Below are 16481 nucleotides of genomic sequence, written 5' to 3'. Positions count from 1 at the left end.
AAAAAAAGCGAGAATTACTCAGAAAATTATCCTAATACAGCTATTTTGTTTGCTTTGTGAACAATATCTGACGGCGTGACAGTTACAGAAATATCAAAGCGATCGCCATTTACGTAGTGGACGCACCATCGCAGAGTGCATTCACCTACCTCAACTTGACCAAAGGCGATCGCTAAAAGACATCATAATGTACTATGTCAGACAGGTAGCTCGTCCACCAGCATAAGCTTTATCCTGAAAGCGCAGTTTCAGCCCAAGAATCCCACGCTTTCAAGGCGTGAGAGTGTCAAATTAACTGAGTGCAAGCCAGCATCCTTGCCGAACCGAAAAAGGAAGCTCTATATTTATGATTTTATTTGGCAACTCATCTTTTTACTCGTAAAATCGAAAACAAGATCAAGGTCAGTAGAAAAGAGTCCCTAAATTAATGAATACGTTAATCAGTCAGGGTGGAAGAGCTATCACTAAATTTCAGGTGGTAGACCGGATAAATGATATCGTTTGGCAAGCTCACCAAGGTAGCGTTGCTGCGATTATTCAGCTATTGAACGAAAAGCTAGCCAAGTCTGGTGTCAGAACTAGAGCCATTTTTTCTGATGGTGTCTTACAACTTCTGTGCGAGGCGGCTAGGATAGAGCAACTTGAGCAATCTCCCCTCGTAGAACAAATCCAGCAAATTCTTGATTCCATCGCCCCGCGTCACATTCGGCGAGTCAATATCAACAGTCGGATTGTTCGGGAACAACAATTATTGTGGTTAAAGGAAATAGATAGCGATCGCGACAACCAATTGCTTTGGTCGCAGGAAATTACGTTAATTCAGCCTAATATTGTAAAGCAATTAATTACAGATTTCACAGAAGCTCAAGCTGAACTAGGAAAGCCAAATTTTCCTAGAACTCAAGTCTCTCGTCCTTTAGTACTTATTAACAAAGAAAAACAAAAAAAGAAGCCTAAAACAAAGATATTAGCTGCGGCTGGTTTATGCTCACTGTTGTTGCTTAGTTGGGTTATTTATGCCCAGTTAGGTAATAATCTGATAAACCTAATGCAATTACAAAGTTCTAAATCTATAACTCCAGAAAATACGATCTATAGGAAAGTTCAAACACCACTTAGTCCTGCTAAGAATAACCTTTTTGACCCGTCTAATGACCAATTTGCCACAGCCGTGCGAATTGCCAACCAAGCTTCTGCATCTGGTAAAACAGCCACAGTCTCAACTCAATGGTTAGAGATAGCTGCTAAGTGGCAACGGGCTTCAGATTTAATGAGTAAGGTGCCACAAAAACACAGCCGTTATCAGGAAGCCAAGATTCGTACTCAACTTTATAAGAAATACAGTGAGGCGGCGCAGAAAGAAGCAAATAAGAGTAAATCTTAGTTTTTTGTTATGAGAAAACTTCGATTACTGAGCGGGCAGAATTCAGTAGACAATGATTTTTACTTAAAATCTATTATCACATATTGTATACATCATGACTGGTGGCTTAGAATTTCGATTTTTGTACCAAATACTGTTGGGGACAATTAGAAAAAAATCGACTTTATTGTGTTGTCAATAAGGCCGATTTAATCAAGCTGATTGATTCGTGGAGCAATACGCTTGGGTTAAGAAGAATGCTACGTTGGGTTGAACATTCGTGTTATCCAACAAAGGCTTGATAAGGTTGGGTTTCGTTCCTCAACCCAACCTACACAGGACTTACGCAAACAATAGCCGAAACCCTTATTTCACGTAGGGGCAATTCATGAATTGCCCCTATAGCGCAATACAGTTCAGTTAAGCAATTTTTCCTTCTCTCTCTTCTCTCTCTTCTCTCTTCTCTCTGTGTCGCGCCAGTTGCTTCAAGTCTCTTAACCGCAAGGGCGCACTGGCTTCTCTGCGCCTAATAAGGTTCGTTAAAAAAAAGAGTCCTAGCCTTAACCCAAGCGTATTGCCCTATAGCGTGTATTTTTGCGTAAGTCCTACTACACTAGTTTTATTTTTTAGCCTTAACCCAAGCGTATTGATTCGTGGAGTCAATCTAAAATCCAAAATGTGTATGTCCCCTAACTCAGGAGTTCTCCTGTTTCTTGCAGGGAGTGCAAGCGGCGGTAAATACCCTCGTGACGCAAGAGTTCATCGTGGCTACCCACTTCTACAATCTTTCCTTGCTCCAAAACCACAATTTTATCGGCTTCCCGCACTGTACTTAGACGGTGAGCAATAACAATGGTGGTGCAAGTACCCTGAATCGATCGCATCGCTAGCTGAATTGAACGCTCAGACTCATAATCTAAACTAGAGGTAGCTTCGTCAAAAATCAGTACGTCTGGTTCTACTAACAACGCCCTAGCAATTCCCAAGCGTTGTCTTTGTCCTCCAGATAGCCTGACACCTCGTTCTCCCACGACGGTGTAATAACCTTTGGGTAAGTGCTGCACTACTTCATCGACTCTGGCAATTCTACAGGCTTCTTGAACCTGCTCCAAACTAGCATTTGCTCTGCCGTAGGTGAGATTATCCAATATAGTACCGTTGAAAACGTCTACTTCTTGGTGAACGATCGCTAGCCTTCGTCTATACTTACCCACATCCAAAGTGCGAATATCTTGACCATCAATCAGAATTTGACCTTCTTGAGGTTCAAAATATCGCAACAGCAATTTCACTAAAGTAGACTTACCAGAACCGGAACGCCCCACTAATGCTACTGTTTGGTATGGCTCAATCAACAAGTTAATATCTTGTAAAACTTGACGCTTGGCATCATATCCAAAACTGAGGTGCGACAACTCAAGTTTTCCAGTAAATTTATAAGGTGATTCTGTCTGGTTACTTTCTTCTAAAAGACTAGCACAATCAGATGGAGTTGGCTCTTGGAGAAATTCGTGAAACCGCAGCATAGAAGAATAACGACGGGCAAAAACTTCTGCCAAGTTACTAATAGGTTCTAATTCGGCATAAGCCATGCTAGAAAGAGTTAAAGTCATGACAAAGTGACCAAGAGAAATTCGCCCATTTACTGTTGCTGCTAAAGTCAAACCCAGAATTGCAAACACACAAAACTGAATTACAGTTTTTTGCCAAGTAAACAGTATCGTATAACCTTTGTGGATGCGATAATCAAGCACCGTTAGTTCACGATCCAAACGTTGCTTTTGCCGTTTCAGTTCCCTAGATTCTGTAGCAAATGCTTTTACCGTTTTGATATTGGTGATCAATTCGGAAGTGCGGCTTTCGGTGTCCTCTGCATATTTATCCACACCACTTTCGTACCGAATTAACTGCTGTAATTTCTTCAAGCTGAAGCTGAGAATGATTACAAAGGAAATTAGATATAAAATCGCAATCCGCCACTCAATCACCAAAATAAACACAAAAATTCCCAATACACGAACCAGTTTAGGAATCAACTGTCCGGCGATTTCGGGATACGCCCAAGTGTGGTTCTCAACACCTCTAGCTACTTTTCCGGCGATGCGTCCGGGGTTATTTTCGTCATAAAATTCCAGTGGGAGAGTAAGAATTTTGGCGATCGCCGCTTCGGTTTTATCTCGACGCGCCCTGAGAGTTATATCCCAGTGAAACCAACCAGTCAACCAAGGTTGTGTCGGTGCTCTCACTACGGTGACAATGAATATTAAACCCAGTAATACTCCTAAAGATAGAGATTTATTAACTGGGTAATTGGTGATGTCAGAAAAACTGGCGATCGCACTTTGAAGTGGTTTATCCAAAGGTTGATTAGACAAAACGTTTAAAATCTGCCCGATCGCATAAGGGACAACCAAATCAATAACTTCGTAAATGCTAGATGCTGTAATACTGAAAACACTCAACTTCCAGTAAGGGCGAAAGTAATTGACGATATCTCGAAATTTTGCCATGATGCACACCGTCCAAGAGCGCGATCGTAAACTTGGAATTTATATACTACAGATGTATTACAAAGTAGTCAAGGGCTATAGGTTTAAATCACTCCTTTGGAGTAGTAGGCATTTGTGCGGGGATAAATTCTAGCCGATAGCGATAGAGAGCAACTGGTCGAGAACCAGCTTTAAAGTAATCTGGATCTTGGGGTGAAAGATAGACAGCAGTAACTTGATCTGCCTCAATTGCCGGATTAGCTGTTGGAAGTTTATGATAAGCGGTGGTAGATTCAACAGAGTTTAAATAAGGGCGTGAATCGCCTTTGAATAGTTGTTGAAACACTTCTGTAGTAATGAATTTGTCATCAGGGGTAGTTTCTGTAGCCCGTGCAGTCACAATAGAAACTAGTTGGCGACTGCTACGCAAGAACGTAATCTGACGATTAGGTGAATCTGGATCTACTTTGACTAATAACACAGCTTCATCCCCTAAATAAGCTCTTGCCAAATTCAAGCTATTAAACGCTCTATCTGCTACTAAAGGGGATTTTTCATCTATCTGAGGTAATATTTTTAACTTAGTAATAGATGGTTGCTCTTTCACAAATCTTACTACAAAACTCACAGGCTGATTTAATTGTCGGCGATTACCTTCAAAGCCTGGTGTTATGATATCTGGTGCTAAAGGTGCAGCTAAATCTGCCAAAGTACTTGTAACTTGCCAAGTACCAGCCATCCATTCAGGGTAAACCAAATCACCTGAAGCAGGTTGTACTGAAGTTAATTTTTCCCATTGAGGAAAATTTGCTAACCGTTCAGACAACTCTCCTGCTAGAGCTTCACCATCCCACAGGAAGAATAAAAGCAGCAAGCAAAAACTCCAAATTACCTTCATTGTAAGCATTAGTAGTTTTATATTTAATGTTTATTTTTTATCGATTAAAAATTAAGTAAGTTTGTGTAAAAAATTAAAAGTTGTAGTCATCGCTTTAGCGACAAAGCGCTTACTAAAAGCTAATCATAGAGTTTTATTTTTTTCTATAGTTCACTTTATTTGCGCCAATTTACTTAATCTATGGGATAATGATACACTTAATTTATTATTTATTATCCTACTAGATATCCACTTAGAAAATATTGTTTAGTCATTAATTTTCCATCGCCAGGAGCCAACATAGTTAAATAATTCGTAATGACGCTCCTGCGTCGCTAACGCTGCGCTAACGTAATTCGTAATTCGTAATTCGTAATGGGCTTTGCCCCGCAACGCTTTCGTAAATTTTGTTTTGTAATGGGGATTTAACCCCAACACAAAACAAAATTTTTATTGAACCGGGGGACTTAAATCCACGGAACTAGTTAAAGATACTTAACCCTACAATCCTAAATTATGGTGACAGCATGACATTGGCACTAGGCATGATTGAAGTTTATGGAGTTCCCACAGCAGTGGAAGTCGGAGATGCCATGTGTAAAGCTGCCCGCGTCACTCTTGTTGGTTATGAAAATACTGATTTGGGAAGAATTACTGTGTTAATTCGGGGGGTTATAGGCGAAGTGAATGTGGCGGTGATAGCAGGATTAAAGGCGGTGCTGCGAGTTAACGGTGGCGAAGTGATTTCTTATCATATTATTCCCCGCCCCCACCAAAATTTAGAATATGTTTTACCGATTCATCGCAGCATTAATGTGGAGCAGTTCAGTGCAGATATCCGATTTCCTCCACCCCTATCAGTTTAGCTTTAAATTTCTGCTGGTAAAGGTTGCCAAATATCCCCATACTGATCCTTTAAAGTTTGCCAAGCCTCTACTTGACCGGGTTCATATTCGCCAGGTTTACCCCATTGCAAAAACAGGCTTAAGGCAGGTTCTTGTTTATCATCTAAAAACCGAATAGCATAGGTTGTAAAATTACCCCTCTTCGCTTCACCTGTTTCAAATTTCACCTGAGTAATTTTGTCCATATTCAAGTGAAACTCAAAGCCCTCGGTATGCATATTTGCATACTTCCCTTTAGGCAATTCTGCATAAAATAACTTTTCTATTTTGCCTCGTGCTTCTAATACAGCAGCGCTGCTAGTAACAATTAAACGCAAAGTTCCCAAAGTCTCACAAGCTGCTAAAAATTCTTTCAAAGTAGTAGTCATAAATTGCTATCCTTTCTCAGTTTTTTGACCAATAACAAATGACAAATGACCAATGACTAATGACTATTTTTCGTATTGTTCATAAGCAGCAACAATGCGCTGAACTAAAGGATGGCGCACGACATCTTTTTGGGAAAATTCGCAAAAGGCAATGCCTTCAACGTGTTTTAAAATTTGTAAAGCCACTCCTAAACCAGATTGTTGGTGAAGTGGCAAATCAGTTTGTGTCATGTCGCCTGTAATCACCATCCGAGAACGGAAGCCCAAACGAGTCAAAACCATTTTCATCTGAGCGGGTGTAGTATTTTGCGCTTCATCCACAATTACAAAGGCGTTATTGAGGGTGCGTCCCCGCATATAAGCGAGTGGTGCGACTTCAATCACACCGCGTTCCATTAAGCTGGGTACTTTTTCGGGGTCGATAAATTCATAAATAGCATCGTAAAGTGGGCGAAGATAAGGATTAACTTTCTGTTGTAAGTCTCCAGGCAAAAAACCGAGTTTTTCACCAGCTTCGACGGCAGGGCGAGTTAAAATTAGCTTTTCGAACTGGTTAGCAAGGAGTGCTTGCACGGCGACAACAACAGCGAGATAAGTCTTACCAGTACCAGCAGGCCCAATACCAAAGGTAAGATCACGTCTACGGAGTGCATCAATATATTGACGCTGGCGGAAGGTTTTGGCACGAACTTCTTCACCCCGGCGACTTTTGGCGAGGACATTTCGCTGTAAATCTTGCAGTTCCCCTTGCCGATCGCTATCTATGGCTTGACGAGCTGTTAAAATATCGGCACTGGAAATAGTATTGCCTTTAATCCAGAGGTCTTCAAGCGATCGCACTAATCGAGAAGCCAGATCAATTTGCCCTTCGGTACCAGAAATCACTAATTCCTGTCCGCGTAGCACTAAAGTGGCTCCTGTTTGCCGAGATAGGATTTTGAGATTTTCTTCTCCATCTCCTCCAAGAGCGATCGCACTGGGAATATTGGGCAGCTGAATTGTTAAGGCACCTGCCATAGTATTTCTTAATTGGTGAGGATCTGTGTTTGACAAAGGTTAATGTTTTTTCGCTCTTGGCGAAATTACGCTTTTATTACTTACATTTTGGAAAAATCTTTGCAACAAATGAATTGGCTGTAGGGGCATACAGTTGTCATGCGTGTCAACTTAACGTTAAAAGGGCGGTTATAAACCGCACGCCAGTTGCAACAAGAGTGGCTCGCCGCCCAACGCACTGGCTTGTCTACACGAGACTTTACCCACCTCCGTGGGTTAAAAATCTTTGATTTTGTATTAGTCCACGGAGGTGGACGAGAGTTTGTGTAGCCGCGAATTCCATTCGCCAAGGCAAAAGTTGACACCAATGTACAGTTGTACGCCCCTACTGGTCAAAAAGAGGAAAAGGGGCAGTTCTTGCGGGGAATAGGGGGGGAATCCCCATACATGAATGTAGGGCTGCTGAAAGTAAGGACGTATTATTTCTCATGTTACACATCTCGAAATAAATACTTTTACTTTTGGCATAAATAAATTTAGTTGCTCTCTAACCCTTGTGGCAGGGTAATTCCATTATTTTTCTCCCTGCCCCCTACCCCCTGCCCCCTGCCCCCTGCTCCCCTGCCTCTTCGGTGAAGAGTTCAAAAAAAGATCCAAAAATCTTTTTGCTACTTTCCATCTTTATAAAAATTCTGAGCGGAGGTAACCACAACCGCTCAGACTTGCTCCTAGTTTCAACCTAGCGGAGACGGGGTTTAACAATGGGTTTAGGCCCATCATTTCCACGCGGTTCTCTTCTAGTCGGCGGTGGCGATCGCTCTTCTGTCTCTTCATCAAAAGACATACCCTCGCGGCCCGGCGTAGTGCTGCCGTAGATATCCAGATATACTGATTGCCCAGTAGCGGCTGCGGCTGCGGCAATTACTGTACGAATCGCCTGAATATTGCGTCCCCCTCGACCAAACACTTTCCCTTTATCTGTGCTTTCAAAGGCGATGCGAATCCAAGCCCGGTTGAGGGCTTGAGAAATTTCACAATCGACGCTTAAAGTCTCTGGAGATTCCAAAAACGGCTGCACTAAAAACCGAACCAGCCCAACATAGTTGGGACTAGCTGTTGGGGATACTGTTCCGGAATTATGATGCGGCTGTAGGTGTGGCACTGACCTGTTCAAAAACATTGGCTTTTACTAAAATGCGACGGACGGTGTCAGTGGGTTGAGCGCCTTGTTGTAGTCGCTTGACGATGCCGGGAACGTCTAGTCGCACTTCATCGGTTCTGGGGTTATAGAATCCCAATTCTTCTAGGGGACGGCCATCGCGGCGAGCGAGGTTGTTAATGGCGACAATGCGGTAACTTGCTTCCCGCTTTTTACCGAATCGCTTCAAGCGCAGTTTGATCATGGTTGAAGAATCATTCTCCTAATTGGTAAGTATGCCGAAATGCTAATTTTAGCACTCGTCTAGCATTTGGTGCTATTAGTCGTTAGTCATTAGTCATTAGTCGTTAGTCATTAGTCATTAGTCATTAGTCATTAGTCATTAGCAAATTATCAATGCCCCATGCCCAATGCCCAATGACTAAAGATTACCGAAGCCTTTTTTCTTTTTATCTTTGGTTTTTTTCTTTTTCGTGCCTGTGGCATCACCGCCATAACCCCGCCATCCTGGGGCTGGGGGACGATTGCCTGCGCCTGCGAAGGCGTTGCCCATGCCGCCACCGCCGAACATTCCCGGCATTCCAGGGAAGCCACCTTGACTCATTTGCTGCATGAGCGATCGCATTTTTTGGAAATCACCTACCAGTTTAGTCACATCTGACTCTCTATAGCCGGAGCCAGCAGCAATCCGCCGCCGCCGACTGGGAGAACTGGCTAATAAATCAGGGTCGTGGCGTTCTTGGCGAGTCATGGAGTTAATCATCGCCTCACAGCGTTTCAGCTGGGTTTCTCCCTGCTTGAGCTGATCGTCTGAGAGCTTGTTCATCCCTGGAATCATCTTGATGAAGCCTCCCAGAGATCCCATGTTCTTCAGCATCCGCAACTGCTTGAGAAAGTCAGTAAAGTCAAACTTCGCTGACAAAATCTTCTCCTGCATTTTCTCAGCATCGGCTAAATCAAACTCTTCTTGGGCTTTTTCTACCAGGGTCAGCACATCGCCCATTCCCAGAATTCGGGATGCCATGCGATCGGGATAAAACGGTTGCAGTGCCTCGACTTTCTCACCCACGCCCACAAACTTAATCGGCGCTCCCGAAATCTTTCGCACCGAAAGCGCTGCACCACCACGGCTATCACCATCCATCTTAGTGAGAATCGCCCCAGTAATTCCGATTTGCTCATGGAAGGTGCGGGTAAGATTCGCTGCCTCTTGACCAGTCATCGCGTCCACCACCAACAGAGTTTCATGGGGTTGGACAGTTGCTTTGATGCGGGCTAATTCCGCCATCATATCTTCGTCAATTTGCAGGCGTCCAGCAGTATCAATAATTACTGTATTTACACCTTCTGCCTTGGCGCGTTCTACACCTTGCCTTGCAATTTCTACGGGATCTGCGTCGCTTCCTAGTTCAAATACTGGTACATCAATTTGCTTACCCAATGTCACCAACTGGTCGATCGCTGCTGGGCGATATACGTCTGTCGCCACCAACAAGCAGCTACGATCTAATTTTCTCAGATGTAAGGCTAACTTAGCGGTAGCTGTGGTTTTACCAGTACCTTGCAACCCAGCCATTAGCACAATAGTAGGCTGTTCCTGGGCTTCTGCGATGGGAACATTTTCGTCTCCCATCACCTGCACCAGTTCATCGTGAACAATTTTGATGAACTGTTGATCGGGTCGCACGCCGGTAATCACCTCGGCTCCCTGTGCCTTGGCTTCGACTTCGCTAATAAAATCTTTGACTACCTGGAGATTGACATCTGCTTCCAACAAGGCGCGGCGCACTTCGCGCAATGCATCTTGAATGTTGGATTGAGAAATTTTGTCCTGTCCCCGTAGTTTTTTCCAGGCGGCTTCTAAACGGTCAGATAGAGCATCAAACATAATGTAATTACAGGTAGTTCGCCAATGGGGAACTCTAAACCGCCGATGAATGCGATTCTGAATTTCCGCTAAAGTTTTAACGTGCTATTTACCAGCTTAGTATTTTTCACCCCGACTGTAGCAACCAGATACCTACCTTTATAGAAGATTGAGCTTAAAGTACAATGAGGGCAAGAAGGGCTATTGTACAGCGAGAACCAACATCACATAGTAATGTTCGACTGAATGGCGATCGCATTCTTGAGTTAATCCACGGGGAAGCAGCTAAAACTTGCAGCAGTGGCAGCTTTAGCAGAATACGAGCAGTTTGGCTGTCCCTAAGTCCCAACCTAGGTAGTGGAAGGCGAAAGGTTTTGGCGTAAAGATCGTGTTGATTGGGTCAATACGCTTGGGTTAAGCATTTTTTCTCTTCTCTCTGCTTCCTCTGCGCCTCTGCGGTAGCCTGCGGCAAGCCCTCCGGCTTGGTGCAGTCGCTCATGGGGGAAACCCCCATCGCCCTTGGCGTCTCCCCTTGGGAGAAGACCGCGCTGCTTCACCGCTTTGCGTCTACGTTAAAAATTTGACTTTGATAAAGAGTTTTAGCCTTAACCCAAACGTATTGGTTGATTGGGTTACTGAAAAGGTAAAACAATTATGTAATACTGTCGTCACCAAAACAGTAGTGAGTGCTGAGTAAAAAAGTGATAATTTTTCCCGTGAACGGGTAAAAAATCATCACTTTGCTTCCTTGCTTATTTCTGGTCTAACACCTTGATTTTAGCTACTGATTTTGTAGCTGTTACCTGACGAATCGGCAACTCAACCACAAACTCTGTACCTTTGCCAAGTTCAGATTGGCAGTATATCTTGCCGTTGTGTTTTTCTGTGACTATTTGATAGCTGATAGATAATCCCAGTCCTGTACCTTTACCGACAACCTTGGTAGTAAAAAATGGATCGAACAGTCGAGAAAGGACTTTTTCATCTATGCCGAGTCCGTTGTCGGCGATGCGAATTACAATCCAATCTTTATTGAGCAGGGAGGTAGAAATTAGGATTTTGCTGGGGTTTTTTGCGTTGGCGTAGCCCGCCTTTGGCATCGCTTCAGAAGATTCCTGCGTGGTTCGTTCTTCTAGAGCATCAATGGCATTGGACAGCAAATTCATAAATACCTGATTCAACTGACCGGGATAGCATTCTATTAGAGGTAAAGTACCATAATCTTTGCTCACATGAATGGTGAGGCTATCGGCTGAGGGCTTTAAGCGGTTTTGCAAAATCATCAATGTACTGTCGATGCCTTCGTGAATATTTGCTGGCTTGAAGTCAGCTTCATCTAGGCGTGAGAAGTTCCGCAAAGAGGTGACAATTTCGCAAATCCTTTCAGTACCGACCTGCATAGACTGAAATAATTTAGGTAAGTCCTCGAATAAATACTCTATTTCAGCTTTATTAAAAAACTCTTGGATCTCTGGTGCGGCATCGGGATAATGATGCCAAAAAAGCTCTACATAACGAAGTAATTCTTGCGTATATTGGTGGGCGTGTTCCAAGTTGCCATGAATGAAATTAATCGGGTTATTAATTTCATGGGCAACTCCCGCCACCAGTTGACCCAAGCTGGCCATTTTTTCAGCGTGGATAATTTGCATTTGGGCTGTACGCAGCTCATTCAGTGTCTGGGCGAGTTGATTCGCTTCTTCACGAGTTTGACCCAACAAACTGGATTGTTGAAACAAGTTGGCTTGACGCAGCGCTACACTGAGTTGAGCCGCCACTTGGGTGACAAATTCCAATTCAGCCTCTTCCCAATTACGTGTATGGGTACATTGATGAATGCACAATAACCCCCACAGTTCATCACCTTCCATCAACGGCACAATAATCTGTGCTTTGACTTGGAATCGCTCAATCACATCAAGATGAGGTACTTTGGAGCCAACGCTGTTGACATCAGACATCACTTGCACTTGCCCTTGGCGATATTGCGGTGCGTATTGGTCACCGAAGCAATAGTCTTGCACCTTTACGGCGAGGGCAGAATCGAACTTGGGTAACACATCTTCAGCAATAAATTCACCACTGCAAAAACCGACATTAGGATCAAAGCGAAAGATGCCGACTCTATCTGTACTCAGCGATCGCCGCACTTCCTGTACTGTGGTATTAAGGATCGTCTCTAAATCCAACGATTCCCGAATTTTGACGACCAAATCAAATAAAATCCGGCGCTGTTCAGCCGATTTGTGTAGTTCATCAGCGCGAGTTTGGATTTGGGTCACCATTTGAGAACTTTGCAGCGCCACTCCGAGTTGACTGGCAACCTGTCCCAAAAATTCCACTTCCACACTATCCCACTGGCGCGGTGCAGAATGTTGATAGGCAGCCAGCAATCCCCACAGATTCCGTCCTACAAAAATTGGGGTCAAGGCATAGGCGCGAATCTTGAACTGCTCCAAAATATCTAGGTGACAACGTGAGTGTCCGGCTTGGTAGATGTCATTTACAGCAAAATTTTCGTTGTTGCGGTAGCGTCCGCCTTTGGTTTCTTGAAGGTGGGTATCTTCCCAAACGAGATTTTTGCCAAAAGGATTGATGCTGTCCCACTGTGCCTCAACCATGCCGAAATGACTGACGAATTCACCACTCCAGTCTGGATTAAAGCGATAAACGCCGACCCGCTCAACTCGCAGCAATTTACACACTTCCTGGCAAGTAGTTTTCAGGATTAAGTCAATATCCAGGGAGGAGCGAATTTTCCCGACAACTTCAGTTAGTGTTCGTTGCCGAGCGATCGCATCTTGTAAGGCGATCGCCTGTTGTTTTGACTGAGTTAAATTCTCGGCTTGCTGAATTGCAACCCCTAATTGTGCCCCTACCTGTCCGAGGAACTCAACTTCGTAATTTGCCCATTGCCGTGGCCCAGAGTGTTGATACGCCGATATCAGTCCCCACAGTTTTGGTCCAATGAAGATGGGCGCTAACATATACGCCCGAATCTTGAATTGCTCTAGAATGTCAATGTGACAACGCGAGTGACTAACTTGATAAATGTCGTTTACGGTAAAACTTTCGTTATTGCGGTAGCGCCCGCCTTTTGTCTCTTGGAGGTGGGTATCTTCCCAAACGAGATTTCTGCCAAATGGATTGATTCGCTCCCACTGCGCCTCTACCATACCGAATTGGCTAACAAATTCACCGCTCCAGTCTTCATTGAAGCGATAAACCGCCGCTCGCTCTAGCTTTAAGAGTTTGCAAAGTTCCTGACAGGCGGTATTCAGAATAATTTCGGTGTTCACAGACGAACGAATATTCCCTACCACTTCCGTCAAGGCGCGTTGCCGCGCAATTGCATCTTGCAGTTCTGCTGTGCGTTGTTTGGTTTGTTCTAGGTTTTCTGCCTGCTGCATTGCCACACCGAGATGGCTTGCAGCTTGCATTAAAAATTCAACTTCGTTAGGATGCCATTGTCTAGGAGTGGAGTGTTGATATGCTGCAAGCATTCCCCATAGTTTTGCACCAATGAAAATAGGCGCGATCGCATAGGCCCGAATTTGAAACTGTTCTAGTACCTCAATATGACACCGAGAATGTCCTGCATCATAAATGTCAGCCACGGCAAATGGCTCATTTTTGCGATATCGCCCTCCCTGAGTTTCTTGCAAATGTGAATCTTCCCACACTAAGCCCTGCCCAAAGGCGGTAAGTCTATCCCAAGGAGGTTCTGCAAAGCCAAAATGATTGATGAAACTACCGCTCCAGTCTGGGTTGAAGCGATAAATTCCAACTCGCTCAATCTTCAATTGCCGACAAATATCTTGACAAGAAGTCGAGCATAAAGATTCTAGGTTTACAGATGAGCGAATCTTAGCCAGAATTCTCCCCAAGATTTTTTGGTACTGAACCGTTAGCTGTAGCTGTTTGTGGCAATCTTGCAGGTCTAATAGGTTCGACTCATAACTGTTTGTTGTCATAAAGTATAGAGAAAATGAAATACCTCCTTTTAGTATTCCCTTCTTGATTTTTCAGATCACAGACAGTATGAACTAGATTGCCAATATTATGGGATCATACATACAGTAGAATTCAGAACTCAGAATTCAGGATTCTGGCTCCTGGCTCCTGAATTATTTTTATTAAAAATTGCTGTAATCACCCTTTTATGATTGAGTTGCTGCTGGTTTTGAGAGCTGTTGTTGATAAAAGCGGACAACTTTTTGTACATACTCAGCAGTGAAACCTTTGTTGCAGCCTGTATAGCTACCAGTCATCCACCAACAAGCTGCGCCACGCACAGATGCAATCTCATTATTGTTGGTAGCACGGAACTGATTGGTTAGCTCACGGCGCGTGATACAGGATACAACTTGGCGGGCGATCGCAGGGCTGTTTTCAAACTGCGTCGGTGTCAGTTCTCGTTTGAGACAAGTTCTTGACCAGCCTTTGAGGGTTTCTGGTTTAACTTGCCATTGGCTGTAAAGTCCATCGTTGGGATTTTTTGTCTGCGGTGCAGCTTGTCGCAATGCCTCTACCATCGCCGCAACTTGGGTATCAGAAATCGGCTGCTGTGCTTGAGCTAATAATGGTAATAGTCCTAAGCTGACAATAACTCCGTTGAGTAGTAATTTTATAGGTTTTGTGATCATAAGTTAACATCCTATGCTTTTACGCTATCAATTAGCAAGGCATGATGCACAGATTAACAACCTACTAAATTTTCTATAGTATCGGCATCATTTGGTAATGCGGCTGTTAAAACTTCGCTACCTTCTGCGGTAACTAAAACATCATCTTCGATGCGGATTCCGCGCACATCGGCAAATTCAGATAAACGCTGCCAATTCACTACATTCTGATATTTTGAGCGGACATTCGCATCATTTAAAATTGCTGGCACTTGATAAAACCCAGGTTCAATTGTGACTAGCATTCCTGGACGCAAAGGACGATTTAAACGCAGGTAGCCTAAGCCAAAGCGATCGCTCCTAGAACGTCCCTCTTCATACCCTGCTAAATCACCCAAATCTTCCATATCATGAACATCTAAACCCAGTAGATGACCGATACCATGAGGGAAAAACAGCGCGTGGGCATCCATCTCTACTAAATCTTGGGGATTTCCTTGTAAAATGCCTAACTCTACTAAACCTTCAGCTATAACCGTAGCAGCTAACAAATGAATGTCCCCATACTCTGCACCAGGGTGTATTTTGGCAATACAAGCATCATGGGCTGCAAGTACGACATTATAAATATCTCTCTGGGTAGATGAAAACTTACCAGAAACTGGCCATGTGCGAGTGACATCACCAGCCCAACCCATCTCAGTTTCAGCGCCAACATCGGCAAGTAATAAGTTACCTGGTTGTAGAGGATGGTGATACTGTTCGTTATGCAAAACTTCACCGTGAACGGTGACAATACTGTTGTAAGAGGTAGTCATATTATGAGCAATAATTACCCCTTCCATCGCTGCACGAACTTCTGCTTCTAGCTTGGCTTTAGGTGTTATTGCCATACCAGCTTTGTGCGCCTCAACAGTGACAGCAGCAGCTTTTCGCAACTGGGTTAATGCAGCTTCATCATGAGTGAGGCGTAGGGTAACGATCGCCTTAGCTAACTCCAAGTCAATTCCTTGGGGAGGACTTTGTGGTAAAACCCATCTATTTAATAGCTGCGATTGTTGCGTCCAAGTAGCTGCATCTTGTACAGCAAGTGTGGCGGCATCTTCTACCCAAGACTCTAATTCTGCCATTGGTCGAGCCACATCCGCCCCAATTTTCTGAGCTATTTCCTGGCGCGTTGGCATTTCTCCATGCCAAAGGGCGCTACTGGGTGATGGATCGTCTATAAATAGTTCTAGTTTGCCCGCTTCTAAACGAATTGCCGCCTTTGATAATGGTAGTCCGGCAAAATAGAGGAAATGACTGCTAGCGCGAAACGGAAAGGGATTTGCAGGGAAGTTGCGTGGACTGTTGCTACCTGACCAGAGAATTGCTGGAAAATCAATGAGGTTAGCTAATTGTTGCCTACGGAGGCGTAAAGTATCAATTAGGGAAGTAAAAGTTTGTTGGATCAGCATAAATGGAAACTCAAAGAGAAGGATAAAGGTTATAGCTTTGCCTTTATTTAGTCGTTATCGTCTTTATCATCCTTGCGATCGTCATTTTTGTCGTCGCCATTTTTGTCGTCATCATCTTCGTCGTTCTGGTTTGTCTGGTTAGGCTGTTGGTTAGGTTGTAGGACTGGTTTTTGTTGCTCAGTTGGAGCAAGTGGCTGCGGTACTTCAACACAACTAACTAATCCTCCAGAAATTAGCGCTAAATTGACAGCAGCAAAGATGCTTCTGAAGATTTTTATTCTCATGTTTCCGTTTTGCTTTAACATTGATTTTTGCGAAAATAAAAAGTCGAATTTACTTGAGATTGAATGTAGAGAGGCGTTAACAAAGCGAAAG

14 protein-coding genes are annotated in these 16481 nt (G+C 43.8%); 3 read left to right on the top strand and 11 right to left on the bottom strand.

Annotated features, from left to right (window positions below; translation table 11 throughout):
• Window positions 1-427 precede the first annotated feature (427 nt).
• Window positions 428-1384: a hypothetical protein gene (locus tag LC653_RS15350; protein WP_229495290.1), complete on the top strand. Its 957-nt coding sequence runs from the start codon at window positions 428-430 to the stop codon at window positions 1382-1384.
• 668 nt (window positions 1385-2052) lie between these two features.
• Here LC653_RS15350 and LC653_RS15345 read toward each other — a convergent pair.
• Window positions 2053-3873 (bottom strand): ABC transporter ATP-binding protein, encoded by a 1821-nt coding sequence (locus LC653_RS15345; protein ID WP_229495289.1) that lies wholly within the window; start codon window positions 3871-3873, stop codon window positions 2053-2055.
• 88 nt (window positions 3874-3961) lie between these two features.
• A complete protein-coding gene (locus tag LC653_RS15340) occupies window positions 3962-4759 on the bottom strand; it encodes a DUF6816 family protein (RefSeq protein WP_229495288.1) in 798 nt (265 codons plus the stop codon).
• Between the two features lie 497 nt (window positions 4760-5256).
• On the opposite strand from LC653_RS15340, the gene LC653_RS15335 reads away from it, so the two are divergent.
• Window positions 5257-5595, top strand: coding sequence for a carbon dioxide-concentrating mechanism protein CcmK (locus tag LC653_RS15335; RefSeq protein WP_229495287.1), 339 nt, complete (start codon window positions 5257-5259; stop codon window positions 5593-5595).
• Window positions 5596-5597: 2 nt separating this feature from the next.
• Here LC653_RS15335 and LC653_RS15330 read toward each other — a convergent pair whose 3' ends face one another.
• From LC653_RS15330 to ffh, 5 genes are all read right to left on the bottom strand, one after another.
• Entirely contained in the window at window positions 5598-6002 is a 405-nt protein-coding gene (locus tag LC653_RS15330; protein WP_229495286.1) for a ChuX/HutX family heme-like substrate-binding protein, read from the bottom strand.
• A gap of 63 nt (window positions 6003-6065) precedes the next feature.
• Window positions 6066-7019 carry a PhoH family protein gene (locus tag LC653_RS15325; RefSeq protein ID WP_229495285.1) on the bottom strand — a complete coding sequence of 318 codons (954 nt, stop codon included), beginning with the start codon at window positions 7017-7019 and terminating at the stop codon, window positions 6066-6068.
• Window positions 7020-7737: 718 nt separating this feature from the next.
• Window positions 7738-8178: a KH domain-containing protein gene (locus LC653_RS15320; protein WP_229495284.1), complete on the bottom strand. Its 441-nt coding sequence runs from the start codon at window positions 8176-8178 to the stop codon at window positions 7738-7740.
• On the bottom strand, window positions 8135-8401 hold the full coding sequence (rpsP, locus tag LC653_RS15315; RefSeq protein WP_229495283.1) for a 30S ribosomal protein S16: 267 nt from the start codon (window positions 8399-8401) through the stop codon (window positions 8135-8137). The genes LC653_RS15320 and rpsP overlap by 44 nt, the downstream gene beginning before the upstream one ends.
• Window positions 8402-8578: 177 nt before the next feature.
• Complete coding sequence (gene ffh, locus LC653_RS15310) at window positions 8579-10045, bottom strand: signal recognition particle protein (RefSeq protein ID WP_229495282.1); 1467 nt, start codon at window positions 10043-10045, stop codon at window positions 8579-8581.
• 164 nt (window positions 10046-10209) lie between these two features.
• Between ffh and LC653_RS15305 the strand changes: the two genes are divergently transcribed.
• Window positions 10210-10407, top strand: a complete 198-nt coding sequence (locus LC653_RS15305) for a hypothetical protein (protein WP_229495281.1) — start codon at window positions 10210-10212, stop codon at window positions 10405-10407.
• A gap of 369 nt (window positions 10408-10776) precedes the next feature.
• Here the strand turns inward: LC653_RS15305 and LC653_RS15300 are convergent, their stop codons facing one another.
• From LC653_RS15300 to LC653_RS15285, 4 genes are all read right to left on the bottom strand, one after another.
• Window positions 10777-13998 carry a GAF domain-containing sensor histidine kinase gene (locus tag LC653_RS15300; RefSeq protein ID WP_229495280.1) on the bottom strand — a complete coding sequence of 1074 codons (3222 nt, stop codon included), beginning with the start codon at window positions 13996-13998 and terminating at the stop codon, window positions 10777-10779.
• A 186-nt stretch (window positions 13999-14184) separates the two neighbouring features.
• Window positions 14185-14670, bottom strand: a complete 486-nt coding sequence (locus LC653_RS15295) for a hypothetical protein (protein ID WP_229495279.1) — start codon at window positions 14668-14670, stop codon at window positions 14185-14187.
• Window positions 14671-14723: 53 nt separating this feature from the next.
• Window positions 14724-16106 (bottom strand): aminopeptidase P family protein, encoded by a 1383-nt coding sequence (locus tag LC653_RS15290; protein ID WP_229495278.1) that lies wholly within the window; start codon window positions 16104-16106, stop codon window positions 14724-14726.
• Between the two features lie 47 nt (window positions 16107-16153).
• Complete coding sequence (locus tag LC653_RS15285; RefSeq protein WP_229495277.1) at window positions 16154-16390, bottom strand: hypothetical protein; 237 nt, start codon at window positions 16388-16390, stop codon at window positions 16154-16156.
• Window positions 16391-16481: the final 91 nt, after the last annotated feature.

It is taken from the genome of Nostoc mirabile CHAB5784 (assembly GCF_020829645.1).
Classification (GTDB): Bacteria; Cyanobacteriota; Cyanobacteriia; order Cyanobacteriales; family Nostocaceae; genus Nostoc; species Nostoc mirabile.
Note: the sequence above shows the minus strand (reverse complement) of the source record. Positions and strands in the feature narration are given on the sequence as shown.

What these genes read in the sequence shown, in the direction of transcription:
- LC653_RS15350 (WP_229495290.1), top strand. Translation starts at nt 428, where the DNA reads ATGAATACGTTAATCAGTCAGGGTGGAAGAGCTATCACTAAATTTCAG.
- LC653_RS15345 (WP_229495289.1), bottom strand. Translation starts at nt 3,873, where the DNA reads ATGGCAAAATTTCGAGATATCGTCAATTACTTTCGCCCTTACTGGAAG.
- LC653_RS15340 (WP_229495288.1), bottom strand. Translation starts at nt 4,759, where the DNA reads ATGCTTACAATGAAGGTAATTTGGAGTTTTTGCTTGCTGCTTTTATTC.
- LC653_RS15335 (WP_229495287.1), top strand. Translation starts at nt 5,257, where the DNA reads ATGACATTGGCACTAGGCATGATTGAAGTTTATGGAGTTCCCACAGCA.
- LC653_RS15330 (WP_229495286.1), bottom strand. Translation starts at nt 6,002, where the DNA reads ATGACTACTACTTTGAAAGAATTTTTAGCAGCTTGTGAGACTTTGGGA.
- LC653_RS15325 (WP_229495285.1), bottom strand. Translation starts at nt 7,019, where the DNA reads ATGGCAGGTGCCTTAACAATTCAGCTGCCCAATATTCCCAGTGCGATC.
- LC653_RS15320 (WP_229495284.1), bottom strand. Translation starts at nt 8,178, where the DNA reads ATGTTTTTGAACAGGTCAGTGCCACACCTACAGCCGCATCATAATTCC.
- rpsP (WP_229495283.1), bottom strand. Translation starts at nt 8,401, where the DNA reads ATGATCAAACTGCGCTTGAAGCGATTCGGTAAAAAGCGGGAAGCAAGT.
- ffh (WP_229495282.1), bottom strand. Translation starts at nt 10,045, where the DNA reads ATGTTTGATGCTCTATCTGACCGTTTAGAAGCCGCCTGGAAAAAACTA.
- LC653_RS15305 (WP_229495281.1), top strand. Translation starts at nt 10,210, where the DNA reads ATGAGGGCAAGAAGGGCTATTGTACAGCGAGAACCAACATCACATAGT.
- LC653_RS15300 (WP_229495280.1), bottom strand. Translation starts at nt 13,998, where the DNA reads ATGACAACAAACAGTTATGAGTCGAACCTATTAGACCTGCAAGATTGC.
- LC653_RS15295 (WP_229495279.1), bottom strand. Translation starts at nt 14,670, where the DNA reads ATGATCACAAAACCTATAAAATTACTACTCAACGGAGTTATTGTCAGC.
- LC653_RS15290 (WP_229495278.1), bottom strand. Translation starts at nt 16,106, where the DNA reads ATGCTGATCCAACAAACTTTTACTTCCCTAATTGATACTTTACGCCTC.
- LC653_RS15285 (WP_229495277.1), bottom strand. Translation starts at nt 16,390, where the DNA reads ATGAGAATAAAAATCTTCAGAAGCATCTTTGCTGCTGTCAATTTAGCG.